The organism is uncultured Dubosiella sp. (assembly GCF_964018005.1).
GTDB classification, from domain to species: domain Bacteria; phylum Bacillota_I; class Bacilli_A; order Erysipelotrichales; family Erysipelotrichaceae; genus Dubosiella; species Dubosiella muris.
Map to the genome: position 1 here is coordinate 1 of NZ_CAXHOA010000028.1, position 17604 is coordinate 17604.

Consider the following 17604-nt stretch of genomic DNA (forward strand, 5'->3'; position numbering starts at 1 on the left):
GGAAAGGTGAAAAGAACCGCGGGAGCGGAGTGAAAGAGAACCTGAAACCGTATGCCTACAAGAAGTCAGAGCCCGTCAAGGGGTGATGGCGTGCCTTTTGTAGAATGAACCGGCGAGTTGCGTTGCGATGCGAGGTTAAGCGAGGAAAGAGCGGAGCCGAAGCGAAAGCGAGTCTGAAGAGGGCGGAGAGAAGTAGAGCGATGCAGACCCGAAACCGGGTGATCTAGCCATGGGCAGGTTGAAGCAGAAGTGAAATTCTGTGGAGGACCGAACCGACTACCGTTGAAAAGTTAGCGGATGACCTGTGGCTAGGGGAGAAATTCCAATCGAACCCGGAGATAGCTGGTTCTCCCCGAAATAGCTTTAGGGCTAGCGTCGGCCGATGAGCAAGGGAGGTAGAGCACTGAATGCATGATGGCCCCAACCCGGGGTACTGAATGCAATCAAACTGCGAATGCCCTTGAAGAAAGAGGCCGGCAGTCAGACTGTGGGTGATAAGGTCCATGGTCGAGAGGGAAACAGCCCAGACCGCCAGCAAAGGTCCCGAAATACAGGCTAAGTGGAAAAGGATGTGGGGACGCACGGACAGCTAGGAGGTTGGCTCAGAAGCAGCCATCCTTTGAAGAGTGCGTAACAGCTCACTAGTCGAGTGGCCCTGCGCCGAAAATGTACCGGGGCTAAGCCTGATACCGAAGCTGCGGATGTATTCGAAAGAGTATGTGGTAGGGGAGCGTTGCATGCAGGAAGAAGTATCACTGAGAAGGGATATGGACAGCATGGAAGTGAGAATGCCGGTGTGAGTAGCGAGATGCAGGTGAGAATCCTGCACACCGAAAGCCCAAGGATTCCAGGGGAAGGTTCGTCCGCCCTGGGTAAGTCGGGACCTAACGCGAGGCCGAGAGGCGTAGTGGATGGAAAGCAGGCGGAGATTCCTGCACCCGCGAGATACGAGGCGAAGGAGTGACGGAGACGGAGTAGGCGACCCTCTGAATGGATTGAGGGCCAAGCGCAGCAGACGGATACCAGGCAAATCCGGTATCGGAAGGCAGGGCGTGAAGGGTAAGCGAAATCGAAAGAGAGTAGCGAAGCGCTAAGGACGGCTTCCAAGAAAAGCTTCTAGCAAAGAGGTATCGAGCGGCCCGTACCAAAACCGACACAGGTGGGCAGGCTGAGTAGGCCAAGGTGAGCGAGAGAACTGTTGCCAAGGAACTCGGCAAAATGGCCCCGTAAGTTCGCGAGAAGGGGCGCTCTCGAGAGAGAGCCGCAGTGAAAAGGCCCAAGCGACTGTTTAACTAAAACACAGCTCTCTGCGAAGCCGCAAGGCGAAGTATAGGGGGTGACACCTGCCCGGTGCTGGAAGGTTAAGGGGATCTGTGAATCGAAAGATGAAGCAGTGGTCCGAAGCCCCAGTGAACGGCGGCCGTAACTATAACGGTCCTAAGGTAGCGAAATTCCTTGTCAGGTAAGTTCTGACCCGCACGAAAGGTGTAACGATTTGGGCGCTGTCTCGGCAGCAGACTCGGTGAAATCTTAGTACCTGTGAAAATGCAGGTTACCCGCAACTAGACGGAAAGACCCCATGGAGCTTTACTGCAGCTTGGCATTGGGTTCTGAACGAACATGTACAGGATAGGTGGGAGACGAAGAGAGGAGCACGCCAGTGCGTCTTGAGTCGATGTTGGGATACCACCCTTGAGCGTTTGGAGCCCTAACCTGGGTCCTGGAACAGGATCGGGGAGAGTGCCAGGCGGGCAGTTTGACTGGGGCGGTCGCCTCCCAAAGAGTAACGGAGGCGCCCAAAGGTACGCTCAGGTTGGATGGGAACCAACTGAAGAGTGCAAATGCAGAAGCGTGCCTGACTGCGACAGAGACAACTGGAACAGGGACGAAAGTCGGGATTAGTGATCCGGCGGTGCCGAATGGAAGGGCCGTCGCTCAACGGATAAAAGCTACCCTGGGGATAACAGGCTGATCTCGCCCAAGAGTTCACATCGACGGCGAGGTTTGGCACCTCGATGTCGGCTCATCGCATCCTGGAGCTGGATTCGGTTCCAAGGGTTGGGCTGTCCGCCCATTAAAGCGGTACGCGAGCTGGGTTCAGAACGTCGTGAGACAGTTCGGTCCCTATCTGTTGTGGGCGAAGGAGATCTGAGGGGAGCTGTCCTTAGTACGAGAGGACCGGGATGGACCTGCCGCTTGTGGATCGGTTATCACGCCAGTGGTAAAGCCGGGTAGCGAAGCAGGGAAGGGATAAGCGCTGAAAGCATCTAAGCACGAAGCCCACCCCAAGATGAGATCTCCCATTCTGAGAAGAAGTAAGGCCCCTCAAAGACGATGAGGTAGATAGGCCGGGTATGGAAGCGCAGTGATGCGTGGAGTTGACCGGTACTAATCGGCCGAGGACTTGATCAGAGCCCATGACTTGCCAAGACCAAGGGGTTGTGGAAAGAGAAAGAAGGCGTGTTTCTGGTTTTGAGAGATCGAACGACCACCTTGCCGCTGGCGAGGTTTTTTTGTGCTTGTTTTTGGCGGATAACTGTTCTTTTACGCCGGCAAGGAATAAGATGTAGCCAGCGACGTACCGTTGTATTCCGGTTAAAATCAAGTATAATAAATAAGGATACAGAAAAAATGGATTTAGGAGATCATATGGATAAATTTATAACAATAAAAGGAGCTAGAGAAAACAACTTAAAAAACATCGACTTGAAAATCCCGCGTGATCAGCTTGTGATCATGACCGGTGTGTCCGGTTCGGGAAAAACCTCACTGGCTTTCGATACGATCTACGCCGAAGGACAGCGCCGTTATATGGAATCGCTCTCCGCGTACGCGCGCCAGTTTTTAGGCAATAGCGAAAAACCCGATGTCGATCAAATCGACGGCCTTTCGCCCGCAATCGCTATCGACCAGAAGACGACATCCAACAATCCGCGTTCCACCGTCGGAACCGTTACGGAAATTTACGATTATTTGCGGCTTTTATACGCCCGGATCGGCGTGCCGTACTGTCCGGAACACGGAGAGCCCATCACTGGATCGACAGTCACGGAAATGGTCGATCAAATGATGGAGCTGCCGGATAGAACCCGCTGCACTGTCATGGCCCCGATGGTGCGCGGCAAAAAAGGCACATTCAAGGACTTGTTCGACAAGATGATCAAAGAAGGATACATCCGGGCCCGCGTCGATGGCGAAATCGTTTTGCTTGAAGAGCTGGACGCGCTGGAAAAAAACAAAAAGCACGACATCGACATCGTCATTGACCGAATCGTGAAAGGCGACAACCGCTCCCGTTTTTACGATTCGATCGAAACGGCTGTCGGCCTGGCGGAGGGAATGGTTGACGTGCTGGCCGGCGAAGAGGAAATTTTATTGTCAAGCAACTACGCCTGCAAAATTTGCGGCTTTACCGTGCCGAAGCTGGAACCAAAGCTGTTTTCGTTCAACGCCCCGCTAGGAGCCTGCCCAACGTGCAAAGGCCTGGGCATTGAGCAAAAAGTGGACTTGGATTTGCTCATTCCGGATCGCACAAAGTCGATCGCACAGGGCGGGATCGTCTACTATAAAAACATCGTCAATACAGAAAATTTGGAATGGCAGCGTATGAAGGCGTTAATCGACTTTTACGACATCGACATGGAAGCCCCCATCAACAAGATCCCGAAAAAGAAGCTGAACTACGTGTTGTACGGATCGGACCGCAAAATCGCGTTCACGTTGAATTCACGCTCCGGCATGACAAGCCAGAAAGAGGACTTCATCGAAGGCGTCGTCCCGATGATCGAACGCCGCTTTTTGGAAACGAACTCCGCGTGGAACCGGGAATGGTACGGCTCGTTTATCGGGGAAACGGTTTGCGAGACGTGCCACGGCGCCCGCTTGAATGAAAAAGTGCTCGCGGTGCGCATTGGCGGCAAAAACATTTACGAGTGGACGCAAATGAGCGTCAAGGAGGCGCTCGCCTTCATGAACACGATCGAGCTGGCGCCCACGGAGCGCAAGATCTCATCTTTGATTACGAAGGAAATCACGTCGCGGCTCGAATTTTTGAACAATGTCGGCTTGTCGTATTTGACGCTGGACCGGCTTTCGGGTACGTTGTCGGGCGGCGAGCTTCAGCGCATCCGGCTGGCGACCCAGATCGGCTCCAAGCTCACCGGCGTCATGTACGTTCTCGACGAGCCGAGCATCGGTCTGCATCAACGGGACAACGACCGCCTCATCGCGACGCTGAAGGAAATGCGCGATCTTGGCAACACGCTCATTGTCGTCGAACACGACGAGGACACGATGCGCGCCAGCGACTATATTGTCGACGTCGGACCGGGAGCCGGTGTCCATGGCGGCGAAATCGTAGCGGCGGGAACGCCGGAAGAAGTGATGAACGATCCGAATTCGCTGACCGGCCAGTATTTGAGCGGAAAGAAGAAAATCGACGTGCCGGACGTTCGCCGCAAAGGCAACGGCAAAAAGATCCGCGTCGTGAAGGCGACGCAAAACAATTTAAAAAACGTGACCGTGGATTTTCCGCTGGGCATGATGGTCGCCGTCACCGGCGTTTCGGGCTCGGGCAAATCATCGCTCGTGACGGAAGTGCTGACGCATGGCTTGCAGCACGCCCTTGGACGCATGCGCATCAAGCCGGGCGAGTGCAAGGAAATCAAAGGCATGGAGAACATTGACAAGCTTGTCGAAATCGGGCAGGATCCGATTGGCAGGACGCCTCGATCCAATCCGGCGACGTATACCGGCGTGTTTGACGACATCCGGGATTTGTTCGCGCAAACCCGGGAGGCGAAGCTATTGGGATACGACAAGGGGCGCTTCTCGTTCAACGTCAAAGGCGGCCGATGCGAAGCGTGCCAGGGCGATGGCATCAAGAAGATTTCGATGCATTTTTTGCCCGACGTGTACGTGCCATGCGACGTGTGTCATGGCCGGCGCTACAACGAGGAAACGCTGCAAGTCAAATACAAGGACAAAACGATCGCGGACGTGCTGGAAATGACGGTTGAGGAAGCGGTGGATTTTTTCTCGAACGTTTCGAAAATCAAGCACAAGCTGCAAACGCTCAAAGACGTCGGCTTGTCGTATATCAAGCTTGGTCAAAGCGCGACGACTTTGTCGGGTGGCGAGGCGCAGCGGGTCAAGCTGGCTTCGGAGCTGCAAAAGAAGGCAACCGGAAAGACGATGTTCGTCCTCGACGAGCCGACCACTGGACTTCATACGAATGATGTGAAAAAATTGATTGAGGTTCTTCAAAGACTAGTGGATAATGGAGATACAGTTGTTGTGATTGAGCACAATCTCGACGTCATCAAATGCGCCGACCACATCATTGATATCGGACCGGAAGGCGGCGTCGAAGGCGGACAAGTCATCGCGACCGGCACCCCGGAACAAATCGTCGAGGTGGCGGAAAGCTATACAGGAAACTATTTGAAACCGATACTCGAAAGGAAGTGAGCGCATGAGTCGGGTCACCGTGAAGGACATCGTCGAAAAATTTATGTGGGAAGTCGTCTGCGGAAACGCGCAGGCACTCCAGCGGCCGGTAACGCTGGCGGATACGAACCGTCCGGGGCTGGAGCTGGCCGGATATTTTCCGGGCACGCAAGTCAAACGGCTCGTTGTCCTCGGCGACAAGGAGATCGGCTATATCCAGTCGGAAATGGACGAGATCTCCCAGCGACGCGCATTCGAGTATTTAACCGGGCCGAAGACGCCAGCCATCGTCATTACGAACCACAACCCGTGTCCGTCGATTCTTAAAGAAATCGCGGAGAGGAAAAACTTTCCGATTTGCATGTCCGAAAACAAGACGTCCCACGTGATCGTCAACGTCACGAACTACCTGGACGAAAAGCTGGCGAAAAGCGTCATTTTGCATGGCGAGCTCGTGCGGGTGTATGGTGTCGGCGTGCTGATCACAGGCAAGTCCGGAACCGGAAAATCGGAAATCGTGCTGGAGCTGATCCAGCGCGGCCACCAGCTTGTCGCGGACGACCGGGTGGACTGCTATCGAATCCACAACCAGCTGATCGGCCGGCCGACACCAATGATCGAGGGCTTTATGGAGCTGCGCGGCGTCGGGATCATCGACGTCGAGAAAATGTACGGGGTGGCTTCGATTACCCACCAGACAAACATCGACTTGGAAATCGTGCTGGAGCCGTTTCGGAACACGTCGGATTACGACCGCGTCGGCATCGAGGAAAAAGAGTATTCGGAAATCCTGGGCATTCGAATTTTGAAAATGCGGATCCCGGTCAGCGCGGGCCGGCCGATGTCGACCATTATCGAAACGGCGATCACGAATTATTTGCTGCTGATCCAGGGAACCGACTCCGCGAAGGAATTCGAGGAGCGGGTGCTGGCGGAAATCGCGCACAACCGCGATGAAGAACTCAAGGAAAACAAAAACAAATAGAAACGAGGGACACACAATGAGCGAACGTTATGATTTGGCTATCATCGGCGCCGGACCGGCGGGTATGGCGGCTTCGTTATACGCTTCACGCAGCGGCCTGAAAACGTGCCTGATCGAAAACGGGGCACCGGGCGGAAAACTGCTGAAAACCTATCATATTGAAAACTATCCGGGCATTAAGGAAATGGGCGGCGCGGAACTGGCGATGGTCATGTTCGACCAGGCGCTTGGTTTTGGCGCGGAATACAAAGCGGGAGACGTCGTCAAGGTGGACGAGGACAAAACGATCCACATGGCGGATGGCTCGCGTGTCGAGGCGGACTGCGTGCTGCTGGCGACAGGAACCAAAGAGCGCATGCTCAACATTCCGGGCGAACAGGAAAACGTCGGAAAAGGCGTTTCGTTTTGCGCGGTATGCGACGGCGCGTTTTTCAGAGACAAGGACGTCGTCGTCATTGGTGGCGGCAACTCGGCGCTGGAGGAATCCGTCTTTTTGACGCAGTTCGTCCGCAAGCTGTACATCGTCATTCGCCGCGACCAGTTCCGGGCCGAGGAAAAATTCCAGCGCGAAGTCGAGGCGAATGATAAAATCGAAATCATCCGCGAGCACATTCCGGTTCAAGTGCTGTCCGATGGCAAAGTGACGGGCATCGTGCTGCAAAACGTCAAGACGGGCGAGCAGCAGACGATTCCTTGCGCGGGGATTTTCCCGTATGTCGGTTCGGATCCGCTCAGCGGCAGCGTGCGGGATCTGGGCGTGTGCAACGAGCATGGCTACGTTTTGGTGGACCGGGCGATGGAAACAAAAGTCGACGGCTTGTTCGCCGCGGGCGACGTCGTGGACAAAGAGCTTCGTCAAGTCGTGACGGCGGTGGGCGAAGGCGCGCTCGTCGCACAGCAGGTATTTAGGAAAGTAAAGGAAAAATAATTTGAATGCGCTTACAGTTTGTGATTAAATGATACTGTATAGAGATGGGGAGGATCAGGATTATGGATTCATTGACTGCGATTCAATACGCGATGGACTTCTATTATGAAATCACCGGATTGAGATCCTATTTTGTGCAGGGCGTCGACGAAGTCGACAGCGCGAAGGAGAAAAACTTTTTTTGCAAGACGCTGAAACTGAGTTCGAAAGCTCTCAATCATTGCGACGCGTGCACGCTTGAAAATTATACGAATGCGCTGAGCAAAAACGAGATTCAAATGTATTCCTGCCATGCCGGACTCGTAAAATGGTCGGTTCCGGTCGAGTTTCCAGACGCGAAAGGCGTCATCGTATCCGAAGGAGTCATCAGCTCGCAGCAGGTGGCGGATAAAAACCAGTGGATCGACTATTTGGTGGAAAAGTATAATTTGCCAAGAAACATTTTGATGGAAAACTACGAACACATCGTGGAGATGACCGAAAAACAAGTGGACGACAGCGTCAAGCTTCTTTGCGCGCTGCTGGAATACTATCGAACCCTTTGCGAAGAATAGGCCAGACCAGTCCAATGAGAAAGACCGTGCGGACGGTCTTTTTTTTGCGCGCGAAAAAAGCGACACCCGTATCGGATATCGCTTGGAACAGACGCTAGTTCACGACCTGGTGGTGCGCCGGATAGGACGAGGTATCCAGACCAAGGAACACATAGCCTTCGTCTTTATAGTGCTTGATGATTTGCTCCAGAGCCTCCACCGTCGTGTCTTTGGCGTCGGTATCGTGCATCAGGATGTTGATGTACTGCTCGTCGCTGGCGGTCGCGTTGGCGACGATTTGCGAAACCGGGACGTTGTTGCCGCTCGCGTCGGTCGAATCCACGTTCCAGTCAAAGTACTGGTAGCCTTTGTCGCGCACTTCCTTTGTCAGCTCGGTCATGATTTCCGGCGTGTACTGGGCGGAGATCATGTTGCTCGAACCGCCAGGAAAGCGGATAACCATGGATTTTTTGCCCGTCACGTCCTCGACCATGTCCGACACTTTTTTCAAGTCGTCGAAGTACGCCTCCTTGCTGCTGTACAAATCGGCGTAGTCGTGGGAAAACGTATGCAGACCAATCGTATGGCCCGCCTTGTCGGCCTGCTTGATGAATTTGTTGTATTCCGGATGCGTGCCCGTGACAAAGAACGTCGCCTTCGCGTTGTACTTGTCGAGCATTTTGAGGATTTCGCCCGTGTTCGCGCTCGGTCCGTCGTCGAATGTCAAATACACGACTTTTTTACCATACGCCGGATCCTCCTCGATTTCGAGCTTTTGCGTGTACGTCGCGCGATTGCCCGAGCGGTCCTCCACGGTAAACTCGACCGTGGACGAGCCAGGCTCGGTGGAATCGTAGGACGATTCGGAAATCGTGACGACAGGATTTGGATCGAACTCGTCTTTGACCTGAATCATTTCCGGCGTCACGCTCTGTCCCTGCCGGATCGTGATTTTCGCTTTTTTGTCTTTCAAGGTCGGCGCTTTCGTGTCTTCCTCGCGAATGAGCATCGCGGTTTTGCGCGTTTCGTTGCCGTCCTCGTCGGTCGCGACGACTTCGACTTCGTGTTTGCCGCGCACGTCGATCGACTCTTTGTCGTACTTATAGGCGTACTGGATCTTTCCGGCGTCCTTGGCGCTTTTCACAAGCGTCGCGGGATCGAACTCGGTCGTCATGTCGACATGGACATCCTCGAGAGCCAGCTCGGGCGCTTTCGTGTCCTTGACGTTGATCAGCGCGTCGGCGGTTCGTCCGTTGTACGCATACGTGATCGGGTATTCGCCTTTTTTGTTGGTGTCGATGTTTCCTTTGATCTGGACTTGTTCCGGATCGCCGCGAAACACGAATTTGATGTTTGATTTTGGATCGTATTTTTCTTTGTACTCCACGACCACGTCTCTGGATCGGAGCTGGATTGGATTGAACGTCAAATACAAAACGTAAATTCCCAAGACCGCCAACAGCGGAATCGCCAGCACGACCAGTACGCGTCCGAGGCGCAGCTTGCGTCTTTTTCTTTTTCTTCTTTTTACCGGCATAACTTTCTATTCCTTTATTAGTAATGTTTAATATCAATTATACATGAGTTTCGCAAAAAGGGGGAATGAGAAACGCGGTTTTGAAAAATATTTTTTTGTTTCTGCGCGATGAATCTTTGCTATACTAAAAAGGAAAGAAAAGAGGATGATCATGAAACTCATATTGGCGATTTTATCGAATGAAGACAGTTCGACAGCGAATCACCTGCTCAACAAAAACGGCTTCCAGGTCACGAAGCTGGCGACCACGGGCGGATTTTTACGCGCAGGAAACACCACACTGATGATTGGCTGCGAAGACGAGCAAGTCGAAGAAGCGATGGGACTGATCGAGGAAAGTTCCCGCAAGCGGACCGAGCTGGTGCCGACCGCGGCCGGGTATGATATGGGACGGTATATGAATCTGCCGATGGAAGTTCAAGTCGGCGGAGCGACGATTTTCGTGCTTGACGTCGAACAGTTCAAAAAAGTTTAAAGAAAGGATGCACACATGAACGTACTTGTTGTTGGCAAAGGCGGCCGCGAACACGCATTGGCGCGCGCCGCAAGCTTATCCCCCCAATGCGAAACGCTGTACATGGCGCCGGGCAATCCGGGCATGGCGAAACTGGGCACCTGCGTGCCCGTCGCGGACAATGATATCGAAGGCCTTGTCCAATTCGCGAAAGACCACGCAATCGACTTGACGATTGTCGGACCGGAAGCGACGCTGGCGCTTGGCATCGCGGACGCCTTCGAAGCCGAGGGACTGACGGTTTTCGGACCGAGCCAGGCGGCCACCCAGGTGGAGTCGAGCAAGGATTTCGCCAAGGAAATCATGAAGAAATACGACATTCCGACCGCGGCGTACGCGACATTTGACAACTTCGACGACGCGTGGCGATATGTCCAGGAACAAGGCGCGCCGATCGTTGTCAAGGAAGACGGCTTGAAAGCGGGCAAAGGTGTGACGGTAGCGATGCGTCTGGAAGACGCCAGGGAGGCGCTGGAGATCGCGTTCGCGATTCCCGACAACAAAGTCGTCATCGAACAATATTTGGAAGGCTTCGAATACTCGCTGATCGCGCTCGTGCACAACGATCTGGTCGTGCCGCTGGAAATCGCGCAGGATCACAAACGCGCCTACGACAACGACGAAGGACCCAACACAGGCGGCATGGGCTCGTACTCGCCGGTCAAGCGCATCACACCGGACATCGTGGAGCAGACGATGACGCAAGTCATGGAACCGATGGCCAAAGCGCTCGTCGAGGAAGGCGTGCCGTTCACGGGCTTCCTGTATGGCGGGCTCATGCTGACAAACGAGGGCATCAAGACGATCGAGTTCAACGCCCGCTTCGGCGATCCGGAAGCGGAAGTCATTCTTTCCAGACTGGAAAGCGACTTCCTGGCGGCGATCCAGTCCGTTTTGCGCGGCGAGAAGCCGGCGCTGCAATGGAGCAGCCAGGTCAGCCACGGCGTCGTGCTGGCGAGCACGAACTACCCGGCTTCGTCGACGAAAGGCGTCCGCATCGAGGGTCTGGACGAAGTCGAAGGCATCGTCTACCACATGGGCACGAAAGAGGAAGACGGCACCCTGCTGACGGATGGCGGCCGCGTGCTGATGCTCGTGTCGCTGGCCGACGACCTGGAGAGCGCGTATGAAAAAACGTACGCAAACGTGGCGAAAGTGAAAAGCGACGCGCTGTTTTACCGCAGCGACATTGGAAGAAAGGACATGTAACGATGGCGAAAACAGATCTTGAAATCGCGCAGGAATGCGTAATGGAGCCGATTGGCAAAGTCGGCGCGAAAGCGGGGATTCCCGAAGAGGCGCTCGAGCCATATGGACGGTATAAGGCGAAACTTTCGTTCGACTTTGTGAAAAGTCTGGAAAACGAAAAAGAGGGCAAGCTGATTTTGGTGACGGCGATCAATCCAACCAAGGCGGGCGAAGGAAAGTCGACGACGACGGTCGGACTTGGCGACGGGCTGAACCGGCTCGGAAAAAAGACGATGATGGCGCTTCGCGAGCCAAGCCTTGGCCCGGTGTTCGGTTTAAAAGGCGGCGCGGCTGGCGGAGGATACGCGCAGGTCGTGCCAATGGAAGACATCAACTTGCATTTTACTGGCGACATGCACGCCATCACGACATGCAACAACCTCGTTTCGGCGATAGTCGACAATCACATTTATCAGGGCAACGCGTTGAATATCGACCCGGAACGCATCACGTTCAAGCGCTGCCTGGACATGAACGACCGGGAATTGCGCCGCGTCGATATCGGCCGGGGCGCCAAAGTGAACGGCATTAAGCGCGAGGATGGCTTCAACATCACGGTAGCGAGCGAAATCATGGCGGCGCTTTGCCTGGCCGAGGATTTGATGGATCTCAAAGAGCGGTTCGCGAGCATGCTCGTGGCATACACGATGGACGGAAAACCGGTGTATGTGCGCGATCTAGGCATCGAAGGGGCGATGGCGATGGTCATGAAAGACGCGATCCTGCCAAACCTTGTCCAGACACTCGAGCACAATCCGGTTTTGATCCATGGCGGACCGTTCGCGAACATCGCCCACGGCTGCAACTCGGTTATCGCGACGAAAACCGCCCTGCGTTTGGCGGACTACGTCGTGACGGAAGCGGGATTTGGCGCGGATCTGGGCGCGGAAAAATTTCTGGATATCAAATGCCGGCTGGCCGGCCTGCATCCGGACGCGGTCGTGATCGTGGCGACGATTCGCGCGCTCAAGCAGCACGGCGGCGTGGCGTTCGAGGATTTGAAAGAGGAAAACGTGGACGCGATGCGAAAGGGATGCGAAAACCTGGCGAAGCACATCGACACGATCCAGCAGTTTGGCGTTCCTTACATCGTGGCGATTAACGAGTTCGCGACCGACACCGAGGCGGAAGTCGACGCCTTGAAAGCGTGGTGCGCGGAAAACGGCCATCCGCTTTCCTTGAGTCAGGTTTGGGCCAAAGGCGGCGAAGGCGCGCTCGATCTCGGACAAAAAGTCGTCGAGCTGTGCGAGCAGGAAAACCACTACGCCCCGCTGTACGATTTGGACGACTCGATTGAAGAGAAAATCGAAAAAATCGCCCGCAAGGTATATGGCGCCAAGGGTGTGGAATTTACGGAAGAGGCCCAGGAGCAGATCCGCTTGTTTACCGCGGAAGGATGGGACAAGCTGCCGATTTGCATGGCGAAGACGCAAATGTCGTTGTCGGACGACGGCAAAGTCATGGGCCGGCCGACGGATTTCACGATTACGGTGCGCGAGCTGCGGCCGTCGCTGGGCGCGGGCTTTATCGTGGCGCTCACCGGCAACGTGCTGACGATGCCGGGACTGCCGAAACACCCAAGCGCGCTGGATATGGACATCGACGAGAACGGCCGAATCGTAGGCTTGTTTTAAAAAAAGCGAAAGAAACAAACAAAGGCTCTCCGTGGGGAGCCTTTTAAGCATCCCGATATCGGTTTTTTAGTTTCTTTTTATATAATGAAAAAAAGGAGAAAACATATGCGTTCTGAAAAAATAAATTGGAAACTGCTCGTCGTGGTGACGCTGCTTGTGGTTTTCGTTCTTAACCTCTCCCATGTGATTGCGTTCGTGCAAATGTGCTGGGGGGCGATCTCGAGTCTGGTTTTCGGCGCCATGCTCGCGTTCGTGATCAATTTAATCATGCGGCCGCTGGAGGAACAGCTGGGCCGTTCCAAATCGAAATGGATCCAGAAAGGCAAGCGAAGCATTTCGCTGCTCGTTTCGATCGTGATCGTGCTCGCGGTGCTGGCCGGTTTAGTATGGCTTGTCGTGCCGTCGCTGATCGACGCCGGGGAAGTCATGGCCAAAGTGCTGCCAAAGTACTATGAGCAGGCGGAAGAGTTTTTTACCCATCTCTTTAAAAACAATCCGGAAATCGTCGCGAGCATTGAATCGCTCAATTTGAACTGGAACGAGATTACCGACAAAATGATGTCCTTTTTGGGATCGGGTGTTTCCGGTGTGCTGGGCAACGCGGTCAACGTCGTGGGCACGGTGGTCAGCAGTATCGTCAACGCGATCATTATCATCATTTTCGCGATTTACGTCTTGCTGGATAAGCAGCGGTTCGTGAATTTGTATCATCGGGCGACGAAATTGTGGTTCAAGCCGGAAACGACGGCGCGCATCACGGAGGCGCTCAATATCATTTACAGCTCGTTTAGCTCGTTCATTTGCGGACAATGTCTGGAAGCGCTGATTCTGGGGTCGACGTGCGCGCTTGGCATGGCAATTTTGCGGCTGCCATATCCGCTGATGATTGGAACGCTTGTCGGCGTTATCAATATCATTCCGATGATTGGCGCCTACATTGGCGGCGCGATTGGTATGTTCATGGTGTTTACCGTCAATCCATGGCTGTCGGTCGTCTTCCTTATTTACTTGTGCATTTTACAGCAGTTCGAAAGCAATGTGATTTATCCAAGAGTCGTCGGTCGTTCGGTGGGCCTGCCGGGTATTTACGTTATGATTACAGTCGTGGTTGGCGGATCGCTGGCCGGAGTCGCGGGCATGTTCCTGGGCATTCCGATTATGGCCAGCGCCTACAAAATCGCCCGGATTTACTTCCGGGAGGCCGAGCAGCGCAAACAAGCCGAAATCGCGCGGGAGAAGGCGAATGTTCAGCCGAAGTCCGAGTAAGCGGCAGCAAATCGAGTCGCAGCTGGCGCGCGGGTCGATTTTGCATATGGGGCTGCACGACGAGAAAGGGTTTTTCATTCAGCCGGTTTCGTATGGCTTCGCGATGAATCCAGAGGAAGTCGTTTTGTATTTTTGCGCCGAAAAGCGGGGCCGCAAGTACGAGGTGTACCGGCAGACGCCCGACGTTTCCGTGCTGATCGACCATTTGAGCGGGTATAAAATCGACGTCGACCACTACGCGCCTTGCTTCGAGAGCTTGCGCGCGCAAGGCACGGTGCGCGAGGTGACGGGCCGGCAAAAGGAAAAAGCGCTGTTCGCGCTGCTGTCCCATTGCGGCTTCGATGCCGGACAGATCGGCTTTGACAACATTCTGAACGACCCGCATCTTGGCTTTTACGCCATCGAACTGCGGGAAATCGTCACGAAAAAGAACGTGTAGTGCTATAATGGGAAACGGAAAAGGAGAGAGTTTGATCCATGTTTGATGAAATCCATGAAGAGTGTGGCGTCTTTGGCGCTTACCATATCCAAAACGCGGCCGCGATCACGTATTACGGGCTGCATACGTTGCAGCATCGGGGGCAGGAAGCGAGCGGTATCGCGGTCGGCGAGGGAGCGAAGATCCAGGTGCGCAAAGGCAAAGGCTTGACAATCGACGTGTTCACCCGCGAAAAACTCGAGCAAATGCCCGGGAAGGTGGCGGTCGGCCATGTGCGCTACAGCACGGCGGGCGGACAGGAAAACGCCAACATCCAGCCCATCGTGGCCAGAGGCCGCGTCCATGACGTAGCCATCGTCCACAACGGGCAGATCGTCAATGAAAAAGAGCTGCGAATCGAACTGGAGGAGGCTGGCTGCATTTTTCAGGGGACAAGCGACAGCGAAATCGTGCTGCACATGATCCAGAAGGAGCAAGGGACGATGCGCGAGCGTGTGATGAAGACGGCGCGCAAGCTGGTTGGCGCGTTTTCGATTCTCGTGTTGTGCGAGGACGCGATTTACGCCATTCGCGACCAGAAAGGGCTGCGGCCGCTGTCGTACGCGAAAATGCAGGATGGCTATGTGATTGGCTCGGAAACGTGCGCCTTCGAGGTGCTTGGCTTGTACACGCATACCGATGTCAAGCCCGGCGAGCTGGTGGAGTTCAAGGATGGAATCGTCCGCCGGTTCGACTACGAGCCGGCTGGCGAAACGCATTTGTGCGCGATGGAATACATTTATTTCGCGCGGCCGGATAGCGTGATCGAGAATTTGAATGTCCACCGGTTCCGCAAAGAGACCGGCCGGCTGCTGGCGTTGCGCGACGACGTCGAGGCGGACATTGTTATTGGCGTGCCGGATTCCTCGTTGTCGGCGGCAATCGGGTACGCGGAAGCGTCGGGGATCCCGTTTGAAACCGGTCTTGTGAAAAACCGGTTCGTAGGGCGGACGTTCATTCAGCCCACGCAGGCGCTGCGCGATCGGGGCGTACGGATGAAGCTGTCGGCGATCGGGCCAATCGTGGCGGGAAAGTCCGTCGTCATGATTGATGACTCGATTGTTCGCGGAACGACGTCCCGGCGAATTGTCCGGCTGTTGAAGGACGCGGGCGCGCGCGAAGTCCATGTGCGGATCGCCTCGCCGGTCATCACGAGTCCTTGTTTTTACGGCGTGGACACGAGCACGAAGGAAGAGCTGATTGGCGCCCGGATGGACGAGGCCGCGATTTGCGAGGCCATCGAAGCCGATTCGCTGCGTTTTATGTCGATTGACGACTTGAAAGCGGCGGCGGGCGGTGTTGGATTGTGCACGGCTTGTTTTGATGGCTCGTACTGTACCGATTTGTATTCCTATGGCGAAAAGCTGTAGAAAGAACGGGCGAATGGATAGTATCTTCCAGGATTTCAGTATAGTATGAGGATGGATGAAACATACAAACGGAGGTGTATGAAAATGGTTAAATATGTTGAAAGTATAGATGAATTTAAAGAATACGTCGGCTCTGGAAAAGTCGTGATGGACTTCTACGCCGAGTGGTGCGGCCCTTGCAAAATGCTGACACCGGTTTTGGAGGAAGTGTCCAAAAAACTCGAAGGCCAGGTTCGAATCGTAAAATGCGATATCGACAAATTCCCGGAAATCGCGTCCGCGTTCAAAGTCATGAGCGTGCCTACGCTGATTTATTTCCAGGATGGCAAAGCGATTACCGCGATGTCGGGTTACATGCCGGAACCACAGCTGCTGAACTGGATTTCCGAAGCCCAGAAAAAAGCCGCATAGAGAGCATCAAAAAAACGAGAGGAAGAGTGACGGGCGACCGTCGCTCTTTTTGGAAGGAGGAAAGGGAATGGATCGACAAAATCGAAACGAATGCCCGACGCTGGAGGCGTTTGGGCGATGGATCAACAATCCTGTATTTCAAACTTTTTGCGGCGAGCTTGCGAAAACGTATGGATGCAAGGAGTCGATGCGATATAGCGCGTGTAGCTGGGAGCCTGGCTGGAACTTGAAATTCATCCGGGCGGGGAAAACGCTCTGTACGGTGTATCCGCGAAACGGGTATTTCACGGTGCTTGCCGTCATTGGAAAAAAGGAAAAGGAACGCGTGGAGCGGTTGCTGCCGAACATGACGCCCCGGATTCAAACGTTGTACACACAAACCCGGGAAGGAAACGGGCAGCGGTGGCTGATGGTGGATATCGAGTCCAGGGACGCGGTATATGAGGACGTGATGCGGTTGATCCACATTCGAAATACAAAAAAAATGAAGCCGGAAAGCGGGAAGAAATAGCGTATCCAGCCTTTTTTTTAACTTTTGAACTTTTTTCAGAAATAATGTCCGGTTTTCCCTCGTTTTGTCGTATATAAAGGTATGAAGGATTTACTAATTTATAACTTCGTTCATTGGGAAGGAGGGAAAAACGATGCCACAAACAACAAGATTTGAAAACGAGAAAGGAGAAGCAAAAAATGGCGTATCCGTTTGGACCATCGCAAAAACGCGATTCTTCTCCCGATGCTGTGCTACAATGTAAGCACAAAGACACGTCTTTGGCGCAAGCTTTGCACGACACGTCGATGCAGTCCCAATACGACGCGGCGTGCAAACGGCTGTTGTCCGAAAAAATCGTCCTCGCCTGGATTTTGAAGGAATGCGTTCCCGAATACCGGGAAGAAACGATTGACGACATTATGAACAAGTATATCGAAGGGACGCCGGAAGTGTCCTCGGTGCCGGTGCAAGGATCGCGCATCCAGGGAGGCAATACCGAGGATACGGATCTACACGAAGGAACGATTCGCTACGACATCTTCTTTCGGGCCCTGCTTCCCAAAGGGAAAGGCCGGCTGCTTTTGTTAATCAACGTGGAGGCGCAAAACAAGGAGAATCCCCAATATCCGCTCGTATCGAGGATGGTGTATCATCTGGCGAGGCAAACGTCGAGCCAGCATGGAGTGGAGTTCACCAACGACCACTACGGGGACTTGCAGAAAGTGTATTCGATTTGGATTTGCATGAACGCGCCAAAGC

General features: G+C 54.1%; 13 protein-coding genes, 1 rRNA gene and 1 pseudogene. 14 read left to right on the forward strand and 1 reads right to left on the reverse strand.

Annotation, left to right across the window (positions count from 1 at the left end; genetic code table 11):
• The 5 genes from ABNS49_RS12920 to ABNS49_RS12940 form a co-directional block, all read left to right on the forward strand.
• A 23S ribosomal RNA gene (locus ABNS49_RS12920) occupies positions 1–2412 on the forward strand; the annotation flags it as partial.
• 237 nt (positions 2413–2649) lie between these two features.
• On the forward strand, positions 2650–5469 hold the full coding sequence (uvrA, locus tag ABNS49_RS12925; protein ID WP_135981254.1) for an excinuclease ABC subunit UvrA: 2820 nt from the start codon (positions 2650–2652) through the stop codon (positions 5467–5469).
• A 4-nt stretch (positions 5470–5473) separates the two neighbouring features.
• The gene (gene hprK, locus ABNS49_RS12930) at positions 5474–6433 is read left to right on the forward strand and encodes an HPr(Ser) kinase/phosphatase (RefSeq protein WP_135981253.1); all 960 of its coding nucleotides are present in this window, start codon (positions 5474–5476) and stop codon (positions 6431–6433) included.
• 16 nt (positions 6434–6449) lie between these two features.
• Positions 6450–7361 carry an FAD-dependent oxidoreductase gene (locus tag ABNS49_RS12935; RefSeq protein ID WP_135981252.1) on the forward strand — a complete coding sequence of 304 codons (912 nt, stop codon included), beginning with the start codon at positions 6450–6452 and terminating at the stop codon, positions 7359–7361.
• Between the two features lie 62 nt (positions 7362–7423).
• The gene (locus ABNS49_RS12940; protein ID WP_168353662.1) at positions 7424–7915 is read left to right on the forward strand and encodes a PocR ligand-binding domain-containing protein; all 492 of its coding nucleotides are present in this window, start codon (positions 7424–7426) and stop codon (positions 7913–7915) included.
• A 94-nt stretch (positions 7916–8009) separates the two neighbouring features.
• On the opposite strand, the gene ABNS49_RS12945 is transcribed toward ABNS49_RS12940, so the two are convergent.
• Positions 8010–9431: a polysaccharide deacetylase family protein gene (locus ABNS49_RS12945; RefSeq protein ID WP_135981250.1), complete on the reverse strand. Its 1422-nt coding sequence runs from the start codon at positions 9429–9431 to the stop codon at positions 8010–8012.
• A 151-nt stretch (positions 9432–9582) separates the two neighbouring features.
• Here ABNS49_RS12945 and ABNS49_RS12950 point away from each other — a divergent pair, with 151 nt between their 5' ends.
• The 9 genes and pseudogenes from ABNS49_RS12950 to ABNS49_RS12990 form a co-directional block, all read left to right on the forward strand.
• Positions 9583–9906, forward strand: coding sequence for a cyclic-di-AMP receptor (locus ABNS49_RS12950; protein ID WP_135981249.1), 324 nt, complete (start codon positions 9583–9585; stop codon positions 9904–9906).
• Positions 9907–9921: 15 nt separating this feature from the next.
• Positions 9922–11154 carry a phosphoribosylamine--glycine ligase gene (gene purD / locus ABNS49_RS12955; RefSeq protein ID WP_135981248.1) on the forward strand — a complete coding sequence of 411 codons (1233 nt, stop codon included), beginning with the start codon at positions 9922–9924 and terminating at the stop codon, positions 11152–11154.
• A 2-nt stretch (positions 11155–11156) separates the two neighbouring features.
• A complete protein-coding gene (locus ABNS49_RS12960; RefSeq protein WP_135981247.1) occupies positions 11157–12827 on the forward strand; it encodes a formate--tetrahydrofolate ligase in 1671 nt (556 codons plus the stop codon).
• 105 nt (positions 12828–12932) lie between these two features.
• Positions 12933–14093: an AI-2E family transporter gene (locus ABNS49_RS12965; protein ID WP_135981246.1), complete on the forward strand. Its 1161-nt coding sequence runs from the start codon at positions 12933–12935 to the stop codon at positions 14091–14093.
• Positions 14071–14532, forward strand: coding sequence for a pyridoxamine 5'-phosphate oxidase family protein (locus tag ABNS49_RS12970; protein WP_135981245.1), 462 nt, complete (start codon positions 14071–14073; stop codon positions 14530–14532). Before ABNS49_RS12965 ends, ABNS49_RS12970 begins: the two co-directional genes overlap by 23 nt.
• Positions 14533–14570: 38 nt before the next feature.
• Complete coding sequence (purF, locus tag ABNS49_RS12975) at positions 14571–15941, forward strand: amidophosphoribosyltransferase (protein WP_135981244.1); 1371 nt, start codon at positions 14571–14573, stop codon at positions 15939–15941.
• Positions 15942–16025: 84 nt separating this feature from the next.
• Positions 16026–16352 (forward strand): thioredoxin, encoded by a 327-nt coding sequence (trxA, locus tag ABNS49_RS12980; RefSeq protein WP_277820863.1) that lies wholly within the window; start codon positions 16026–16028, stop codon positions 16350–16352.
• A 67-nt stretch (positions 16353–16419) separates the two neighbouring features.
• Positions 16420–16863 carry a DUF3788 domain-containing protein gene (locus ABNS49_RS12985; RefSeq protein WP_135981242.1) on the forward strand — a complete coding sequence of 148 codons (444 nt, stop codon included), beginning with the start codon at positions 16420–16422 and terminating at the stop codon, positions 16861–16863.
• A 179-nt stretch (positions 16864–17042) separates the two neighbouring features.
• A pseudogene (locus tag ABNS49_RS12990) lies at positions 17043–17604 on the forward strand (hypothetical protein); the annotation flags it as partial.